Here is a 16802-nt window from a genome sequence, read left to right on the forward strand (position 1 = left end):
TAATGAGCGTTTACATGGAGTTTTCACAACTGGTCATGTTCAAGGCAGTAGCCGATCTGGGCAGTATCGTCCGTGCCTCGGAGCGATTACACTGCGTGCCGTCCAACATCACCAACCGCATCAAGCTTCTGGAACGTGAGCTTGGAGTTGACCTGTTTATAAGGAAAGGCAGAGGATTGATCATCAGCCCTTCAGGTCGGCTTTTTCTCGGCTATACCAACAAAATCCTGTCTTTGTGCGAAGAATCGCAACGAGCGCTTGATCCGTCGTCAGCTCCTTCGGGAGAACTCAGGATTGGTGCCATAGAATCATCCGCTACCGGCCGGTTACCCAAAGTGCTATCCAGGTTTCATCAACTTTATCCGGCTGTACAAATGCAATTCAGCACTGGCGATTGGTCACAATTATCCGCAGAAGTGGTCAACTACATGTTGGACGGGGCAATAATTGCCGTCAGGCCAGAACATCCGGACATCGAGAGTCTGGAGATCTATGAAGAGGATCTAGTGGTGATTGCCTCGCCGTCCGCGGGGGTGATAAACCAGCCAGAGGACCTGCGCGGTGTGGATTTATTCATGTGGCCTGAAGGATGTCCCTACAGAAAAGCTTTGTTAACCTGGCTGGAGCGGTACAAAGTTTTCAATCCGATAACAAGCATAGCCAGTTATGGCACCATCCTTGGCTGCGTAAGTTCAGGCGCCGGGATATCGTTGGTGCCCAGAGGCATGTTTGAACAGTTCCGCCAGCTCGGCGGTATTCAAGGATTCTTCTTCAATGACTTAAAGCCTGTGCAGAATTATTTTATCTGGAACAGGCACGTTGAATCTAATCGCGCAAAAGACAAGTTTGCCGATTTGCTTAAGGAAGAGTTCAAGGTTTGAGAAGTGGTCGGCAGTTGGCCCTATCCTGCAAAGTTCGCCTGCACTCGTCATTCAGCACAAGGGACCGAGCGCTTACAGAGATCACTGATAGGCTCTCGCAACCATGGTCATTGGATTGAAATAAATGAATCTGGAAGCGCAACTGCGGGATCTGATTGCTGAAGATCCCGTCCGCATGCACATCTTGCGCATAGTCAGGGATCTCAACTTGCCGGACTGCTGGGTTGCCGCAGGTTTTGTGCGCAGCCTGGTTTGGGATCATCTGCATCAGCGCCAACCTTCGCCGTTGCCCGAGGACATTGATGTCATATGGTTTGACAGAACACGTCCCGGTGATCAAACGGATTTGGCCTTGGAGGTCGAGCTTGCAGCACTGTGCAGTGACTTGAAGTGGTCGGTGAAAAACCAGGCACGCATGCACCAGCGAAATGCCGATGCGCCTTATGGGGCGGCTGCGGATGCAATGACGTTCTGGCCGGAAACTGCTACGGCAGTAGGTGTCAGGCTTGATCGGCATGGTGCGATAGAGGTTTCGGCGCCGTTGGGGCTGGAGGATTTGTTTGCGCTGAAAGTGCGGCCAACCGCCCGATTTGAAAGTGATAAATACGTGGTGTTTCTGGAGCGCCTGCAGTCGAAGAGATGGCTCGAGATCTGGCCGAAATTGACGCTCGTAACGCAGGGTTGATGCCGCCCCGATTGATCGTTTAAACCGATAAGGAAATCTTTATGCATCCCGACCTTTCGTAGAGCGCTCGGGTTTTTGATTGAGGCTTTGAAGTACCAGGGACAACTAGCGGCACACGACCGAGGAGCAAAATGGAGATTGACCCGCTGCTTAAGAAGCGACAGTTGAATGTGCAGGAGCAGAATGCTGTGACTGCCCATCGCCTGATCCCCTTGTAAGAGTGAGCCTGTTCGCGATGACGCCAGCCCATTCACCGCCACATAAACAGAAAACCCTTAGCCCGTTTAAACAGTAAATCAAGCATTAAGCAAACGGCTACAACGCCTTGCGCCATTCCCTACGACTACGCCAGAATCCGCCGGCTTGTGCGTCTAGGTCGCGGGTTCTATCGTCTGTCGGTCGCTGAAAAACAGTGATCGGGTTTGGTAGCCCGCCATAACTAGTCGCATCGCGCACCGTTCGCAGACCGGCTTCAGGTCGCTGCTCAATGGTGGCCATGCGCAGGACACCTTCGGGTGTGCCGGTTCCTAGTTACCGGTCTACCAACCCGCGTATGGCCGCCACCTTCGTTTGGTAGCGAATGTGAAGGCTCCTTTTAGCTAACTAGGAGTTTCACCATGTTCAAAGTCACACCCAATCCCCCAACCACCGACCCCGCATCCCCCTACGAATCAAGTGCATCGAAAAAACTACACGAAGCCGCCGAACGCGCCCTCGATCACTACCTCGGCCCGGCAGACATCCTGGCCAGCACCAACACCCCGGAACAGATGTTCCTCGCCAACCCGAAATACGACACCGAATCCCTGCTGGCCAACGCCAGCGAATCCCTCGGCTCGGCCACCACCATGCTCTACGACTTCGCCGCGCTGCTCGACAACCCGCGCCGCAAAACCCTGCTAGGCATCGCCCAGGTCGTCATGCTCGGCGAAATCGCGGTCAATCAGGCTTTGGACAAAGTCGAAATAGCCAAATAACCCGCAATGCGACGAGCGCAAAACCTCGTCGCAACACCCGGGCGCACCACGGCTGGCACACGGCCACGGCTTGCACCACCCGGGCTCGACTGTCACCCTTCGGGCCGTTCTTCAAGGATCAGAACAAGGAATCAAGGATTGAGTGGTTACGTTCCAAACCCGCCGAAAAACTACCGCTACGAACAAGCCAAACCCGTCGACCTGCACGCCCAGCACTGGGCCGAATATGAGAAGCACGGGAAAGAGCCCGCGCGCGAGCCTGAGAAGATAGGCATTGCGTTGAGGATCGGGGTTTTCTTTGATGGCACTGGCAACAATGCGAACAACTCTGCTGCGGGGTTGTTGTGTGGTGCTCAGCATCCGATTGCGCCTGAGGATATTCCTCCCAGTTGTCAGCCCTATATGGGAGATCCGGACAGCAGTTATGGCTCTGGCGCGACGAATATCAAAAAACTTGCCGATCTGTATTACGAGGCTCCGATTGCTGATGGAGAAGGGCCTATAAAACAGGTGTCACGCCCGTTATATATCGAAGGCATCGGTACTCAATCCAACGAGAAAGACAGTATCGTCGGTCAAAGCACGGGACGTGGAGAGACGGGAGTAGCCGGTAGGGTGCAGACTTCGTTTACGTTCATCAAACAGGTTGTTGAAGACGCCCTGCAAGAAAATCCGAACAGTGAAATTGCCTCGCTAACTTTTGACACTTTTGGATTCAGTCGAGGTGCAGCGGCGGCACGTCATTTCTGCAATGAAATTGTACGAGGCAAGCAGGGGCCGTTAAGGGATCTGCTTAGCACTTACGCCCATAATTTCAGCCGCACCTTTCTAGATCAATATGGCAGCAGTATCCGAATGGGCTTCATCGGTCTATTCGACACCGTGCCGTCTATTGCCGGTTTCACTAATTTCGGTAGAGTGCAAAGCCCCATTGCTCCGGGCATTAAACTGTATCTCGACCCTCGCTTCTTCAAGGATGTTGTCCACTTGGTGGCGCGCGATGAATGTCGTGCCAATTTCGCCCTCAGCAATGTCAATCCCGATTATCCAGAATATGTTTTTCCGGGCGTGCATTCGGATATCGGTGGTAGCTATCTCGACGAAGTCGAGGAATGCGTATTGGTCAGTCCCATGCAGAGACTTCATGTATGGAGCAACACTGACGTTCAATCAACTTCGATCTATCAGGACGCCGCGATGGTGAAAAAACAATGGGTCGCCAAAGGATGGCCTGCCGATCTGTTGGAAATCGTAACGCCCCCCGCGCTTGCTTTGCCGCCCGATCCGCAAGATCGTTTCGGGCCTAAACACAAACGTGTATACGCTGGGCTTCAGCTCAAACGCCCGGTCAGTGGCAAACTCTCAAGGGTTTATTTGAGAGTCATGTATCAATTGGCCAAAGAAAAAGGTGTTCCTCTCCACGATATTCCCGAACGACCCGAGTACGCCGTTCCCCAGGAGCTGCAACCGCTTTGTGAAAGATTCATCGCCGGTGACTTCAGCACCACAGCTGAAGAGGAGAAATTGCTGCAATTGAAATACATCCACACATCTGCCAACTGGAATCACCCGCAAGGAAGGCGGGACGGCAGCGGCCTGAAAGCTGTTTATATCAATTCACCAACGGAAAATGGCATTCGCATGCAGCATCCTCATGTAGCTGACTGGAAGCTTTGGTAATGAGAATATTCTTGGCTCTACTGGGCGTTTTGGCCTTTACCGGCTGTCACGCGACAGGCTCCAATTCAGGTGAAAACGATCCCAAATATCCTTGGTGGGAACTGGCGTTTATCAAGCCCAATTTCATGAACGTTTGGGTCGAAGACAGCTCAGTGGAAGACATCAACGGTCGAACGTTTCTGCGAGCCGGGGGAGGAAACGCCAGCGGCGCTGAACCAAATGACGACAAAGAATCCGCGCGCGGTTGGGTAGGTGTGGGAGGTACGGGGAAACCGGTTATTGGCGCAGATCTGCCCAAGCGAATTTTCGTCCGTTGGCAGTCTATACCCGAGCAAAAAACCTACCGGGCTTGGGTGGATTTTCCTGAGGAAGCCAGACGAGTAATGGTGACATCTACCCATCAGCGCTGCGCCGAAACTCCCGACAGGACAGCGCGCTTCATGGCTTCTGTGTATTTGGGACTCGCACCAGGTGGCATAGTCCAGGTCTGGGTCAGAGATCAGTGTCGACGCCCGATCAAAGTCGCCCGCACCCAAGCAGAGTTGGAACCGCTGGGGCCGGAGTTGGGCAAGAACGGTGGTCAGTATGCCTATCCCGTGAGTGAAAAGGCCAAACGATACATTGATAAGTTCGGCATCCCGTACGGTAGCTGGTAAATGACGTGGATGGAGCAGCATCTACTTTTCAGGCGCCAGACTGTTTCAATTTCGCTGGGTCGAATTAGCGGGACGGCGTCTTGAGAATAGAAAAGGCCGACCGTTTCGATGATGTCGACTACGGCGCAGGCTATGAGTATCGAGGTTTCAATTACCTGATTCTGGATGGTGTCGATGAGTTTCTCGTCAGAATTTACGATGACCAACCCGGTGGCGCGACGGTTGTGCGCCCTGCCATGACCACAAGCACCAGACTCAGGAGGCTGGCGGAATTCTTACGAACGGAGCTGGAGGTAACTGCGATTTATCTCTACAAGGGTGAAATAGGAAGCTATGTCCAGGTAGACCTCGAGAGCCTGCAATTCTGCTGATCCGGTATCGAGCCGGGGGCGATAAGCAGGACTCGCCAACCAAGAGTCCCGCCACCACACCCCCTCAAACCTCAGCCTTCACCCCAACCTTCACCGCCGCTTTGCGATACGTCAGCAAAACAATCCCACTCACTACAATTACTCCACCCACGATCTGCCCTCTGCTGAGCATTTGATCCAGCACAATCCAGCCCATCAACAACGTCGCCAATGGCTCAATGTTCATCACCGGTGCGTTGCGTGGCATGTCCAGCCTGGGTACGGAAATGAACAACACAATGAAGCCGGTCCCATAGAGCACGACGAGCGTGGCAAGGGCCAGCCAGCCGGTTGAGGTGGCGGGGAGGTTGAGTCCGCCGGGGAGGGCGCCGGTCAGGCCGGCCAGGTTGACGCTGCTGAAGACGATGAAGATGGTCAGCAGGCTGCGCACCGAGCCGCGCACTTGCGACAGTTTGTGATCGGTGATCCACAGCGCGCAGGCGAATACGCTGGCGGCGCAGAAGGCGAGTGCAACTCCCAGTAGCCATTCCGGACCGACGCTGGCGCTGTCTGACAGACGTCCGGGGACGTCCAGTACGAACACCAATCCCACGAGAATCAAGCCCATCAACATCGCGGTGCGCGCGCTTGGTCGTGGGCCGCCCAGCGCCCAGGTCAGCAAGGCGAGCAGGATCGGAAACACGTTGGCCACCAGCAGCGCCAAAGCGACCGGGACCCGCGCGACAGCGGAGTACAGACACAGGCTCTGCGCAGTAATCAGCAGGCCCAACAACAGTTGCCAACGCCACGCGCCCGCCGGCACACGCAGACTTTGCCGCTGCCACAGAACGAGAATGGCAAGCACCAGCAAGGTCCCGCCCGAGCGCATCAGAATCGCCAGCAACACGCCCGCGCCATCATCAAAAGCGACCCGTGCCGCGACGTGGTTGCCGGCGAACGCACAACCCATGCACAACAGAATGATCACGGCGAGATAACGGGGGAAGGGCGGCGGTACGGTTGGCGCAAACTCAGGACGGGACATGGCAGATCTCAAAAATGATAGCCACTCGGGGTGGCTCAGGTTTTTATTATGTTGTCGTACAACTGCCAGATTTGTACCGTAATCGAGCGGGGCCGGCAAGCTTGAAAGGCTTGTAAAATCGCTTGGTTGTGGTGCTGCTTAGATCTTAGAGGTCGTATAACTTGCTCGTTAAACCCGAGCATCGAGTCGAGTTGCCCACCCATCCTCTCGAGCCAGACCGACCAGGAAATCCACAAAAGCCCGGGTTTTTGCTGGCAATAGTTTCTGGCTGGAAAAGTACAAGTAGATCTGCCCTGCATCGACATACCAATCGGGCAAAACCCTTTCCAGCGTACCGTCCTGCAGATAAGGCAAAACATCCGGAACCGCCAACAGCGCAACCCCCAACCCCAGTCGCGCGCACTGACACAGCGCTTGCGGATCGTTGACCAACAGGCGCGGCGTCAACTCCAGGGGCGCTCGTTGCCCGGCGGGCCCTTGCAACATCCAGCTGCGCACCTTGCCGGTCTGCACCGAGCGCATGGCCAGGTGATTCAGCGTCGACAGCTCTTCAATGCGCTGGACGCGCGGGCGCCCCGACAGATACTCCCGCGAGGCCACCAGAATCAGATGCGCCGGGGCGATGGCTCTGGCGACCACACCTTGCGCGAGTTCGATGCCGCCGCCGATAGCCGCATCAAAGCCGTCCGCGATGAGATCGACCTGGCGATTGTCGACATGCCATTCGGGGATCACGGCGGGATATCGATTGAGAAATTCCGGCATCAGCGGCAGCAGGAAATCCCTGGCAAAACCCGGTGCCGCACTTAGACGCAGGGTGCCGGAAGGCTCTCCGGCATTGCCGGCCACATCGGCGATCGCCGCCTGAACACTTTCCAATCCCGAACCGACGTTGGCCAGAAAACGTTCTCCCGCTTCGGTCAGCGTGAGTTTGCGCGTGCTGCGCTGAAACAAGCGTACGCCGAGGTTGGCCTCCAGTTGCGCGACATTGCGGCTGACCGCCGCGGGTGTCAGGCCCAGGCGCCGCGCCGCTGCAGAGAAGCTTCCCGCCTCGGCGCTGCGCACGAATGAGAGCAAATTGCCTAACGTTTCCATCCGTGCACCTTCAACTAATGATTGAAAGTGATTCTAGGTGTCTTCCACTACTGGTGGAAGATCAGAAAGCGTCTCATAGCCTCATCAACTTCAACCACCCAGAGGCTCGACCATGAACACATCCACGCTTCCACTGACCGGCAAAATCGCTATCGTTACCGGTGGTTCACGCAGCATCGGCGCAGCCATCGCCAAACGGCTCGCGGCAGATGGCGCAACCGTCGCTATCACCTACAACGCATCGCCAGATCGCGCCGCAGCGGTCGTGCAGGAAATCGTTGCGGCGGGCGGCCAGGCTGTGGCGCTGGCGGCCGATGCGGGCAATCCCGAGGCTGTACGTGCAGCGATTGCCGAGGTTGCACAGCGTTTTGGCAAGATCGACATTCTGGTGAACAACGCTGGTATCAGCCTGCTCGGTGCCCCCGAGGACATCGTCTTTGAGGACTTTCAACGCATCCTTGCGGTGAACGTGACCGGCGTCTTCGTAGCCACTCAGCAAGCGCTCAAACACATGGGGCAGGGCGGCCGCATCATTCACATCGGCAGCTCGATGGTGCAATACGCTGCGTTCGCTACCGCCTCCGTCTACACCCTGAGCAAAGGTGCGCTGACCGGTTTCAGTCGTGGACTGGTGCGCGACCTGGGGCCGCGCGGCATCACTGTGAACACCGTCCATCCCGGCCCGACCGACAGCGACATGAACCCGGCCGACGGGCCTATTGCGGACTTCCTACGCCCGAACATCGCCATGGGGCGGTACGGCGAGGGCAAGGATGTTGCCAGCGCGGTGGCGTACCTGGCGAGTGCAGAGGCAGGGTTTGTCACCGGCGCAGAATTAATCGTCGACGGCGGCTTCACAGCGTAAGGAGAGCATCATGACTATCAGCATCATTGGTACTGGCTCCATCGGCACCGCCATCGCTCGGTTGCTCGTCAACGCAGGCCTGCCGGTCAGCCTGGCCAACAGCCGTGGGCCGCAGAGCCTTGCCGCTTTGGTCGACGAATTGGGTCCACTCGCACAAGCGGTGACGGCTCGGCAAGCCAGCCAGGCGGACATCGTTTTTCTGGCGGTGAACTGGTCGAAGATCCCCGACGCGGTACGCGATCTCGGGCCTTGGGATGGGCGCATCGTGATCGATGCCAACAACCCGATCGAGGCACCACTGTTCAAGCCGTTCGATCTGGGCGGCCAGCCGTCTTCGCAAGTGGTGGCGCAGATGCTGCCCGGTGCGCACGTGGTCAAGGCCTTCAACCATTTGCTCGCGGCTCTGCTGAGCGATCCCACCGCCGAGGGCGGCAAGCGGGTGCTGTTTTATTCCGGTGAAGATGCCACGAGCAAAACCAAGGTTGCAGAGCTGATTACTCAACTGGGTTTTTACGGCATCGATCTGGGCGGTGTGCAGCAAGGAATGCTTGCGCAGTTTCCGGGCGGACCGCTGCCAGCCTTGAACCTGGTCAAACATGGTTAATCGCTGAGCCCGGGCAACCGGGCTTCACACACAAATCGAGGAATCAAAAATGGCTGGCTCAGATTCGCGAAATACTGATGAAGTTGAAAACTACGACGCCTTGCTACGGGCCAATCTGCAGCGGGTGTTCAACCAACGCGATGCACAAAGGCGCTTGGCGGCGGTGCAGGAGCTTTTTGCAGACGCACCGACGATGTATGAACCGGCTGGCATCGTCACCGGGCAAGCGGCGATTTCGGCAGTGGCCGGTGCGTTGCTGGATCAGTTCGGGCCGGACTTCGCTTTTGTTGCGGAGGGCACTGCAGTTGGGCATCACGGCTTGGGTTATCTGCGCTGGCACGCAGGCCCGGGCGATGGGCCGGTCATCGTCAGCGGCGTCGATGTGGCAGAAATCAGCGAAGGGAAAATCGTGCGACTGTGGGTGTTGCTGGATGCGCCCCAAGGCTGAGCCGCACGGCAGGGTGGCAAATCGGATCCCGTTGCCGCCTGTCGCCGACTGCCGATCAGATTAATATCGCGCATTGACATATCGAAAAATCTCGATATCCTCGGCGCATGGAACTGATCGAAATCTTCAAAGCCCTCTCGAACCCGACGCGCCTCAAGATCCTTGAAGGCCTGAAGGATCCCGTGAAGAACTTCCCCCCGCAGGATGAGGGTGACGTTCTTGTTGAGGGTGTCTGCGTCAGCAGTATCCAGGAAGGTATCGGCCTGTCGCAGTCGACGGTGTCGAGTTATCTGGCCACTTTGCAGCGGGTGGGGCTGGTGGAAGTGCGGCGCATCGGTCAATGGACCTACTACAAACGCAATGAGGCAGCAATCAGCGCGCTTGCAGAGATCATAGGGAAAGAGCTGTAAATTTTTTTACTCTAGGATATCGAGAAATCTCGATATCCCTCTTTATCGATACGAGGTTTTGCCATGAAAGCGATGATTCTGAAATCCTTCGGCGGTCCTGATTCGTTCGAACTCAGCGAAGTGCCCAAACCGGTTCCGCAAGCGGGCCAAGTGCTGGTCCGAGTGCACGCTACTTCCATCAATCCGCTGGATTATCAGGTTCGGCGCGGTGACTATCCCGACCTGGTGCCGCTGCCAGCCATTACCGGTCACGACGTGTCGGGCGTGGTTGAAGCCATCGGGCCGGGCGTCAGCGCTTTCGCGCCGGGCGACGAGGTCTGGTACACCCCGCAGATATTCGACGGGCAGGGCAGTTATGCCGAGTACCACGTCGCAGCCGAAAGCATCATCGCCAGAAAGCCTGCCTCGCTGAGCCACCTTGAGGCGGCCAGTCTGAGTCTGGTCGGCGGTACGGTTTGGGAAGCGCTCACCGTGCGCGCTGTGCTCCGCGTTGGCGAAAGCATTCTGATCCACGGCGGCGCGGGCGGCGTCGGCCATGTGGCGATTCAGGTGGCCAAAGCCATGGGCGCCGGGGTCTTTACGACCGTGCGCGAGGCCAACGCCGATTTCGTCCGCAGCCTGGGCGCTGACGTGGTGATCGATTACACCCAAGAGGACTACGTCGAAGCGATCATGCGCGAAACCGCCGGGCATGGCGTTGATGTGGTGTTCGACACCATCGGCGGCGATACCCTGTCTCGCAGCGCCGACGTGCTCGCTCAGCTTGGCCGCGTAGTCTCGATCGTCGACATCGCGCAGCCACAAAACCTCGTTCAGGCCTGGGGCAAGAACGCCAGCTACCACTTCGTCTTCACCCGGCAGAATCGCGGCAAGCTCGATGAATTGAGCGCGTTGGTCGAGCGCGGCCAGTTGCGGCCACATGTGGGCGCCGTCTATTCGCTCGCCGACATCCCGCTCGCCCACGCTCGACTGGAGAGCGCCAACAACGGTCTGCTGGGAAAAATCGCCATCGCCGTCGAGCCTACGCTCATCGTCTGAATCCGCTCACTGATTTTGGAGAAGCATCATGGTTTATGAAATCGCAGTCCTGCCCGTTCACCCGCAACAGACTGAAGCCTTTCGACGGGCATTTGCCGAAGTCGAACCGTTGCTGACCCGCGCCAAGGGATACGGCGGCCACTTGCTGGCGCAAGGTATTGAAACCCCCGAGCAATTCAATTTGATCGTGCGCTGGCAGTCACTTGAGGACCACTCACCGGGGTTTGAAGAGAGTGACGACCACCAGCGGTTCATGCTGGGGTTGGAGGATTATTTTTCGGCGGAACCGATGGTGTACCACATTGAGGGTGGTGCTTTTCCGGGTGGCGACTTGAGCGTTCCGGACAGTGGCTCAAGTACAGGTAGCTGAGTGTTCTGATGGCTTTCGTCACAAGTGGCTGTTGCCGATTTTCCTCCCGCGTTGAACCAATGCAATGATGTTAGGCTGCACGAGGTCAGCCGTACCTTCTGTACTCCTGAGTTTGTTCTTTTACTGTCTGCGCCGGCGCGCCTGTCGGCGCAGATGGATTTCCTCTATGGACTACAGCCATGCGCCTGCCAGATTTCATTCTCGAAAACCTAGAGCCGATACTGCAGGCCTGGGAAGATTTCGCCCGCACCATCGAGACACCAGGTGCGGAACTCGATAACGCTGCGCTGCGCGATCACGCCGAGCAGATGTTGCACGCCATCGTTATCGATCTGCGGAGTAAGCAGACCATCAGCGAGCAAATTGCCAAGGCCCAGGGTCATGCGCCGCGCGACGATGAAGAAACGGCTGCGGAAACCCACGCGGTGACGCGGCTGATGGCCGGTTTCACCATCGATCAGATGGTTTCCGAATACCGCGCGCTGCGCACCAGTGTGCTGAGCCAGTGGCTGCGTCAGGTCAAGGATGGCAAATCGGTGAATGTCGACGACATGACGCGTTTTCACGAAGCCATCGACCAGGCGCTGGCCGAGTCGATTGCCAGCTACTCGCGCGCCGTCGAGGCGTCGCGCACCGTGTTTCTGGGGATTCTCGGCCATGACTTGCGCACGCCACTGGGGGCGATTCTGCTTGGTGCGGATATGTTGCGTCGTACCGAAGCCACCGACCCGCGCACCAGAAAAGTGGCCGGGCAGATCTACGCCAGCGTGCAGCGCGCCAGCCAGATCGTCGGCGACCTGCTGGATCTGACGCGCTGCCAGATGGGGCCGGGTATTCCGGTGAAAAAATCCCTGATCGATCTCAGCCCTGTGTGCGAACGGGTGATCGAGGAAATCCGCGCCTTTCATCCGCAGGCCAACGTGCGGTTCGATGCAAAGGAAGCGGTGATGGGAGCGTTCGATGGCGCGAGGATGGAACAGGTCTTTTCCAACATCATCAGCAATGCGGTGACCCACGGCGACAATAAGTTTCCGGTCTCGGTCCAGTTGCAGGTCCGCGAGGATTGCGCGGTGTTCACCGTACATAACGGCGGTGAACCGATCCCGGGGGATGTATTGCCGTTCATCTTCAACCCGATGGGGCGGTTCTCGCAGCGCTCCGTGGTTGATCACGGGCCGGTTGCCGGGCTCGGTCTGGGCCTGTTCATCGCCTCGGAAATCGTCGCCTCGCATGCCGGCTCGATCGAGGTCAGCTCTGACCTGGAAGGCGGAACCGTGTTTCGCGTAAAGCTTCCGGTTAATGCAGAAAGCCCCGTCACCATCTAGGCCAATCGATGGAGGGCCGGCCCCGGCCCTCCAGCCTGATCACTCCTCCATCACCTCAACCAAACCGCGATCCTCACCGAGGAACCCGCCGCTCTGGTGTTGCCACAGCCGCGCATAGGTGCCGTTCTTCTCGAGCAATTGCGCGTGGGTGCCTTGCTCGATGATGCGGCCTTCGTCCATGACGATCAGCCGGTCCATGGCCGCAATGGTCGACAAGCGGTGGGCGATGGCGATCACGGTTTTGCCCTGCATCATTTCATCGAGGCTTTCCTGGATCGCGACTTCGACTTCCGAGTCCAGTGCGCTGGTGGCTTCGTCGAGCAGCAGGATCGGCGCGTTCTTCAGCATTACCCGGGCGATGGCGATGCGCTGGCGCTGGCCGCCGGAGAGCTTGATGCCGCGTTCGCCGACCAGCGTGTCGTAACCGCTGTGGCCCTGCTTGTCGCTCAACTGGCTGATGAAATCATCGGCTTGGGCGTTCACCGCAGCGCGGTGGATGTCTTCGTCGGTGGCGTCCGGGCGTCCGTAGGCGATGTTGTCGCGGATCGAGCGGTGCAGCAGTGACGTGTCCTGGGTGACCATGCCGATCACGCTGCGCAAGCTGTCCTGGGTGACCTCGGCGATGTTCTGCCCATCGATGCGGATCTCGCCGCGATCAACGTCATAGAAGCGCAGCAGCAGGTTGATCAGCGTCGACTTGCCTGCACCGGAGCGGCCGACCAGGCCGATTTTTTCGCCGGGGCGAATGTGCAGGGTCAAGCCGTCGAGCACTTGGCGTTCGCCGTTGTAGTTGAAGCTGACATTGTCGAAAACCACTTCGCCACCGGCAGGCTCAAGCACCTTGGCATCCGGCGCGTCCTGGACTTTCGGGCCGCTGGTCAGGGTGGCCATGCCGTCCTGCACGGTACCGATGTTTTCGAACAGCGAAGTCATTTGCCACATGATCCAGTGCGACATGCCGTTGATGCGCAACGCCATGGCGGTGATCGCCGCGACAGCGCCGGTGCCGACTTCGCCCTGATGCCACAGCCACAACGCATAACCGCCGGCACCGAGAATCAGCGCGACCACCAGCGCCTGATTGACGATCTCGAACTGGCTGACGAGACGCATCTGGCGGAACCCGGTGAGCTTGAAATCTTCCATCGCCGCACGGGCAAAATGCGCTTCACGCTTGGAGTGCGAGAACAGTTTGACCGTGGTGATGTTGGTGTAGGCATCGGCAATCCGCCCGGTCATCGACGAGCGCGCATCGGCCTGTTCCTGGCCGACCTTGCCCAGACGCGGGACGAAATACACCATCGCCAGCCCGAACAAAACGATCCACGCCAGGAACGGCAGCATCAGTTTCAGCGCAAAGCCACCGGCCAGCGCAATGATCGCGATGAAGTACACGCCGATGCCGGGGAGGATTTCGATCAGGGTAAACAGCACCTCGCGTACCGACAGCGCGGTTTGCATGACCTTGGTCGTGACCCGGCCGGAGAACTCGTCGGAGAAAAACGACAAGCTTTGCCGCAGCATCAACCGATGGAAGTCCCAGCGCAGACGCAGCGGCAGATTGATCGCGAGGATCTGGTGCTGGACCATCGTGCGCAGCGCCACCAGCCCGATGCTGACCACCAGCACAATGCCGATGCCCCACAACACGCGGCTTTCCTCATCACCAGCAGCGCCGCCGGATTGCCAGGTCGAGAGCAGATCCACCACTTGCCCGAGGAACGAAAACAGCCATGCCTCGTAGATCGACACGCTGGCGCTGAGCAGGGCGAAGGCCAGAATGTAACCGCGCGCGCCCCGGGTGCAGGCCCACAAGAAACGCATCAGGCCGACTGGCGGTGGCGGCGCCTCGTCGGGCGGGAAGGGGTCGAGCCTTTCTTCAAACAGGCGAAGCATTGCGGTCTCCGAAGTGATCAGGGTGTGGGGATTCTGCCATCTATCGGCGGCGTTGAGGGTTTCACTGCCATCATCTGGATGAACCCCCGTGCCTTGTCTTGACCGCAGACCGGCGCAGAAGCTCAACACAATCCTGCCAAGCGCAACCTTTCGTCACTGATCCAGACCTGATGTCGCACGCTCATCAACCTCTTTGAACTCTCGCGCAAGCTGCTCCGTCATCTCTTATGTGGGGGCTCGAGGCAATGTTGCCGTGTAGCTCCGTTTTTCCGTTTTCAGTGAGAAGGCGAGGGGCGACATGAATACTTCAGACAGCAGGTCAGGGTATGAATCAGGTGATCCCAACGGCAAGCCTGAGCAAAGTTTTGATCATTTGAAGGACAACGTCAGCGAAGCACTGGGCGGTGCGCGGCAGCAGGCCGATGCGCAATTCGGCCAGTATCGCGACACGGCGGCCGAGCAGATCGAAGCCTTGGCGCAAGGGGCGAAAAGCTTTGTCTCGGAGCTGCAGGACAAGGACACGCTGGGCATGTCCGACTACCTGACCGACATGGCGGACTCCATGACCGGGCTGGCAGGCAATCTGCGTGGCAAGAGTGCCGAACAGTTGCTGCACGATGCAGCGGATCTGGCGCGCAGCAATCCGGGATTGTTCATCGCCGGCAGCATTGCCATCGGTTTTGGCCTGTCGCGGTTTCTCAAAGCAGGTACCTCTGCAGCAGCGACGGTCAGTGCCGAATACGATCCGGCGGCGGGCTCCACCTCGACGCCACCGCCAGCCGATTACGGCGCGCAGCGGCCCTATGAATCGTCAGTGCCGCCATCGGCCCACGCCAATCCGGGACTGGCCACCGGCATCACCCCGACCTCGCCCAGTGACAGCGATCACCCCTCTGATTTTGCCGCGGCTTCCGTACCGCACGCACCCGACGCCAAAGGAGAACTGTGATGAACAGAGATGAATCTGATCTGAGCGGGGCAAGGCCCCTCGGCCAAACGGATGACGCCTCCGTGGTCGGCCTGTTGCGACAACTGTCGCGCGAAGTCCCGGCCTTGTTCACCAAGGAACTGGCACTGGCAAAAGCCGAACTGCACAACAGCCTCAGCACGCTGAAGGCGGGCATCGCTGCGGTGGCCGGCGGCGCGATCGTGTTCCTCGCCGGCTTCATCATTCTGCTGATGTCGGCTGTGTACGGCCTGAGCATGTTCATGGCGCCATGGCTGGCCGCGCTGATCGTCGGCGTGGTGGTGATGATCATCGGCTTCGCCATGCTGCAATCCGGGAAAAAGCAATTCGAGCCATCTCACTTCAAACCTGATCGCACCCTCGACGCCTTGAACAAGGATCAGGAAGCGCTGCGGAGGAAAGTCTCATGAAAAGCGAACTGGATATCGAAGCGGAAAAAAGCCCGGAGCAGATCGAGCGCGAAATCGATGCGCAGCGCGCCAGCATCGGCAACATCGTCGATCAACTGGAGAGCAAGTTCACCCCCGGGCAGATGATCGATCAGGCCTGGGGAATGATGCAGAGCAACGGCTCGACATTCTTCACCAATCTCGGCACCAGCGTGCGCAATAATCCGGTGCCAGCGGTGCTGACTTCCGTGGGCCTGCTCTGGTTGATGATCAGCCAGAATCGCCCACCCGTGCCGCAACCGACCTATCGCAGCGGACCGGATCAGGACAAGGCCGGCGAGTGGGCCGACGGTCTGGCCGACGGCATCGACAGCGCCCGCGCGCATTTGCACTCGACTACTGACTCGCTGAAGGACGGCTACCAGTCGCTGAAAGGCAAGGCCAGCCACCTTGGTGAAAACGTCGGTGCAGCGAAGGAAAACCTGAGCCATGCGATGCATGACGCCGGTGACCGGTTGTCGCGCAATTCGCAGGTGCTCGGCCAGCAGTTCAGTCACCTGCTCAAGGAGCAACCGCTGATGGTGGCTGCCACAGGGGTCGCCTTGGGTGCTTTGCTCGGCGCGGCGTTGCCGACCACGTCCACTGAACAGCGCTACATGGGCCGCACCAGCGCTGGCATCGTCGACAAAGCCAAGCAAAAAGCTCAGGAAGGTTATGAAGCCGTGCGTGACACGGTGACCCGAACCACTGAACAAACCGAAGTCGAAACCAAACCGGATCCGGCGCGGCCGTCTTCTTCGGATCTGTCGCAGGGTCTGGGTACATCCTGACGGGGAGAAACGAGGGAGGCCTGCAATGGGCCTCCCTTCGTCGTTGTACGGCGGTGATTCGGTGCGCCGCTGTGGTGAGCCAGCCTGTGAAAACGTAGCCTTGACCCGGATCATTGTGAGAGCGAGCCTGCTCGCGAAAGCGGTGTGTCATTCAATGTGGATGTATCTGATCTGGCGCCTTCGCGAGCAGGCTCGCTCCCACAGGGATTTTGGTTGCGCTGAAGATTTTGGCATTGCCCCGGACCATTGTGGGAGCGAGCCTGCTCGCGAAAGCGCTGGGTCAGGCGATGA

19 protein-coding genes are annotated in these 16802 nt (G+C 58.3%); 16 read left to right on the forward strand and 3 right to left on the reverse strand.

Annotation, left to right across the window (positions count from 1 at the left end):
- Window positions 1-14: 14 nt before the first annotated feature.
- The 6 genes from AB4N73_RS05660 (at window position 15) to AB4N73_RS05685 (ending at window position 5250) form a co-directional block, all read left to right on the forward strand.
- Entirely contained in the window at window positions 15-881 is an 867-nt protein-coding gene (locus AB4N73_RS05660) for a LysR family transcriptional regulator (protein WP_460143032.1), read from the forward strand.
- 124 nt (window positions 882-1005) lie between these two features.
- Complete coding sequence (locus tag AB4N73_RS05665) at window positions 1006-1566, forward strand: nucleotidyltransferase family protein (RefSeq protein ID WP_310220425.1); 561 nt, start codon at window positions 1006-1008, stop codon at window positions 1564-1566.
- Between the two features lie 617 nt (window positions 1567-2183).
- The gene (locus tag AB4N73_RS05670; protein ID WP_024012551.1) at window positions 2184-2543 is read left to right on the forward strand and encodes a DUF6124 family protein; all 360 of its coding nucleotides are present in this window, start codon (window positions 2184-2186) and stop codon (window positions 2541-2543) included.
- 138 nt (window positions 2544-2681) lie between these two features.
- Window positions 2682-4223: a phospholipase effector Tle1 domain-containing protein gene (locus tag AB4N73_RS05675; protein ID WP_460143033.1), complete on the forward strand. Its 1542-nt coding sequence runs from the start codon at window positions 2682-2684 to the stop codon at window positions 4221-4223.
- A complete protein-coding gene (locus tag AB4N73_RS05680; RefSeq protein WP_150635657.1) occupies window positions 4223-4879 on the forward strand; it encodes a DUF2931 family protein in 657 nt (218 codons plus the stop codon). Before AB4N73_RS05675 ends, AB4N73_RS05680 begins: the two co-directional genes overlap by 1 nt.
- An 80-nt stretch (window positions 4880-4959) precedes the next feature.
- Window positions 4960-5250: a hypothetical protein gene (locus AB4N73_RS05685; RefSeq protein ID WP_056784826.1), complete on the forward strand. Its 291-nt coding sequence runs from the start codon at window positions 4960-4962 to the stop codon at window positions 5248-5250.
- A 64-nt stretch (window positions 5251-5314) separates the two neighbouring features.
- Here the strand turns inward: AB4N73_RS05685 and AB4N73_RS05690 are convergent, their stop codons facing one another.
- Together AB4N73_RS05690 and AB4N73_RS05695 are read right to left on the reverse strand one after the other, a co-directional pair.
- Window positions 5315-6274, reverse strand: a complete 960-nt coding sequence (locus tag AB4N73_RS05690; RefSeq protein WP_315435633.1) for a DMT family transporter — start codon at window positions 6272-6274, stop codon at window positions 5315-5317.
- 168 nt (window positions 6275-6442) lie between these two features.
- Window positions 6443-7369 (reverse strand): LysR family transcriptional regulator, encoded by a 927-nt coding sequence (locus tag AB4N73_RS05695; protein ID WP_460143034.1) that lies wholly within the window; start codon window positions 7367-7369, stop codon window positions 6443-6445.
- Window positions 7370-7481: 112 nt separating this feature from the next.
- Between AB4N73_RS05695 and AB4N73_RS05700 the strand changes: the two genes are divergently transcribed.
- The 7 genes from AB4N73_RS05700 (at window position 7482) to AB4N73_RS05730 (ending at window position 12429) form a co-directional block, all read left to right on the forward strand.
- On the forward strand, window positions 7482-8234 hold the full coding sequence (locus tag AB4N73_RS05700; RefSeq protein ID WP_236169174.1) for a 3-oxoacyl-ACP reductase family protein: 753 nt from the start codon (window positions 7482-7484) through the stop codon (window positions 8232-8234).
- A gap of 7 nt (window positions 8235-8241) precedes the next feature.
- Window positions 8242-8838 (forward strand): NADPH-dependent F420 reductase, encoded by a 597-nt coding sequence (locus AB4N73_RS05705; protein ID WP_460143575.1) that lies wholly within the window; start codon window positions 8242-8244, stop codon window positions 8836-8838.
- A gap of 49 nt (window positions 8839-8887) precedes the next feature.
- A complete protein-coding gene (locus AB4N73_RS05710) occupies window positions 8888-9286 on the forward strand; it encodes a nuclear transport factor 2 family protein (RefSeq protein WP_252883597.1) in 399 nt (132 codons plus the stop codon).
- 107 nt (window positions 9287-9393) lie between these two features.
- Window positions 9394-9696 (forward strand): ArsR/SmtB family transcription factor, encoded by a 303-nt coding sequence (locus AB4N73_RS05715; RefSeq protein WP_024012559.1) that lies wholly within the window; start codon window positions 9394-9396, stop codon window positions 9694-9696.
- Window positions 9697-9759: 63 nt separating this feature from the next.
- Window positions 9760-10734, forward strand: coding sequence for a zinc-dependent alcohol dehydrogenase family protein (locus AB4N73_RS05720; protein WP_460143035.1), 975 nt, complete (start codon window positions 9760-9762; stop codon window positions 10732-10734).
- Window positions 10735-10762: 28 nt separating this feature from the next.
- Window positions 10763-11104 (forward strand): antibiotic biosynthesis monooxygenase family protein, encoded by a 342-nt coding sequence (locus AB4N73_RS05725; RefSeq protein ID WP_460143036.1) that lies wholly within the window; start codon window positions 10763-10765, stop codon window positions 11102-11104.
- Between the two features lie 179 nt (window positions 11105-11283).
- On the forward strand, window positions 11284-12429 hold the full coding sequence (locus AB4N73_RS05730; RefSeq protein WP_460143037.1) for an ATP-binding protein: 1146 nt from the start codon (window positions 11284-11286) through the stop codon (window positions 12427-12429).
- 39 nt (window positions 12430-12468) lie between these two features.
- Here AB4N73_RS05730 and AB4N73_RS05735 read toward each other — a convergent pair whose 3' ends face one another.
- Window positions 12469-14325, reverse strand: coding sequence for an ABC transporter ATP-binding protein (locus AB4N73_RS05735; protein ID WP_256808792.1), 1857 nt, complete (start codon window positions 14323-14325; stop codon window positions 12469-12471).
- Between the two features lie 298 nt (window positions 14326-14623).
- On the opposite strand from AB4N73_RS05735, the gene AB4N73_RS05740 reads away from it, so the two are divergent.
- The 3 genes from AB4N73_RS05740 to AB4N73_RS05750 are packed head-to-tail and all read left to right on the forward strand — an operon-like array spanning window position 14624 to window position 16511.
- Entirely contained in the window at window positions 14624-15274 is a 651-nt protein-coding gene (locus AB4N73_RS05740; protein WP_305382718.1) for a hypothetical protein, read from the forward strand.
- The gene (locus AB4N73_RS05745) at window positions 15274-15702 is read left to right on the forward strand and encodes a phage holin family protein (RefSeq protein ID WP_052392217.1); all 429 of its coding nucleotides are present in this window, start codon (window positions 15274-15276) and stop codon (window positions 15700-15702) included. The genes AB4N73_RS05740 and AB4N73_RS05745 overlap by 1 nt, the downstream gene beginning before the upstream one ends.
- Entirely contained in the window at window positions 15699-16511 is an 813-nt protein-coding gene (locus tag AB4N73_RS05750; protein WP_460143038.1) for a DUF3618 domain-containing protein, read from the forward strand. The genes AB4N73_RS05745 and AB4N73_RS05750 overlap by 4 nt, the downstream gene beginning before the upstream one ends.
- The last annotated feature ends 291 nt before the right edge of the window (window positions 16512-16802 follow it).

The organism is Pseudomonas sp. S3_B08, assembly GCF_054667725.1.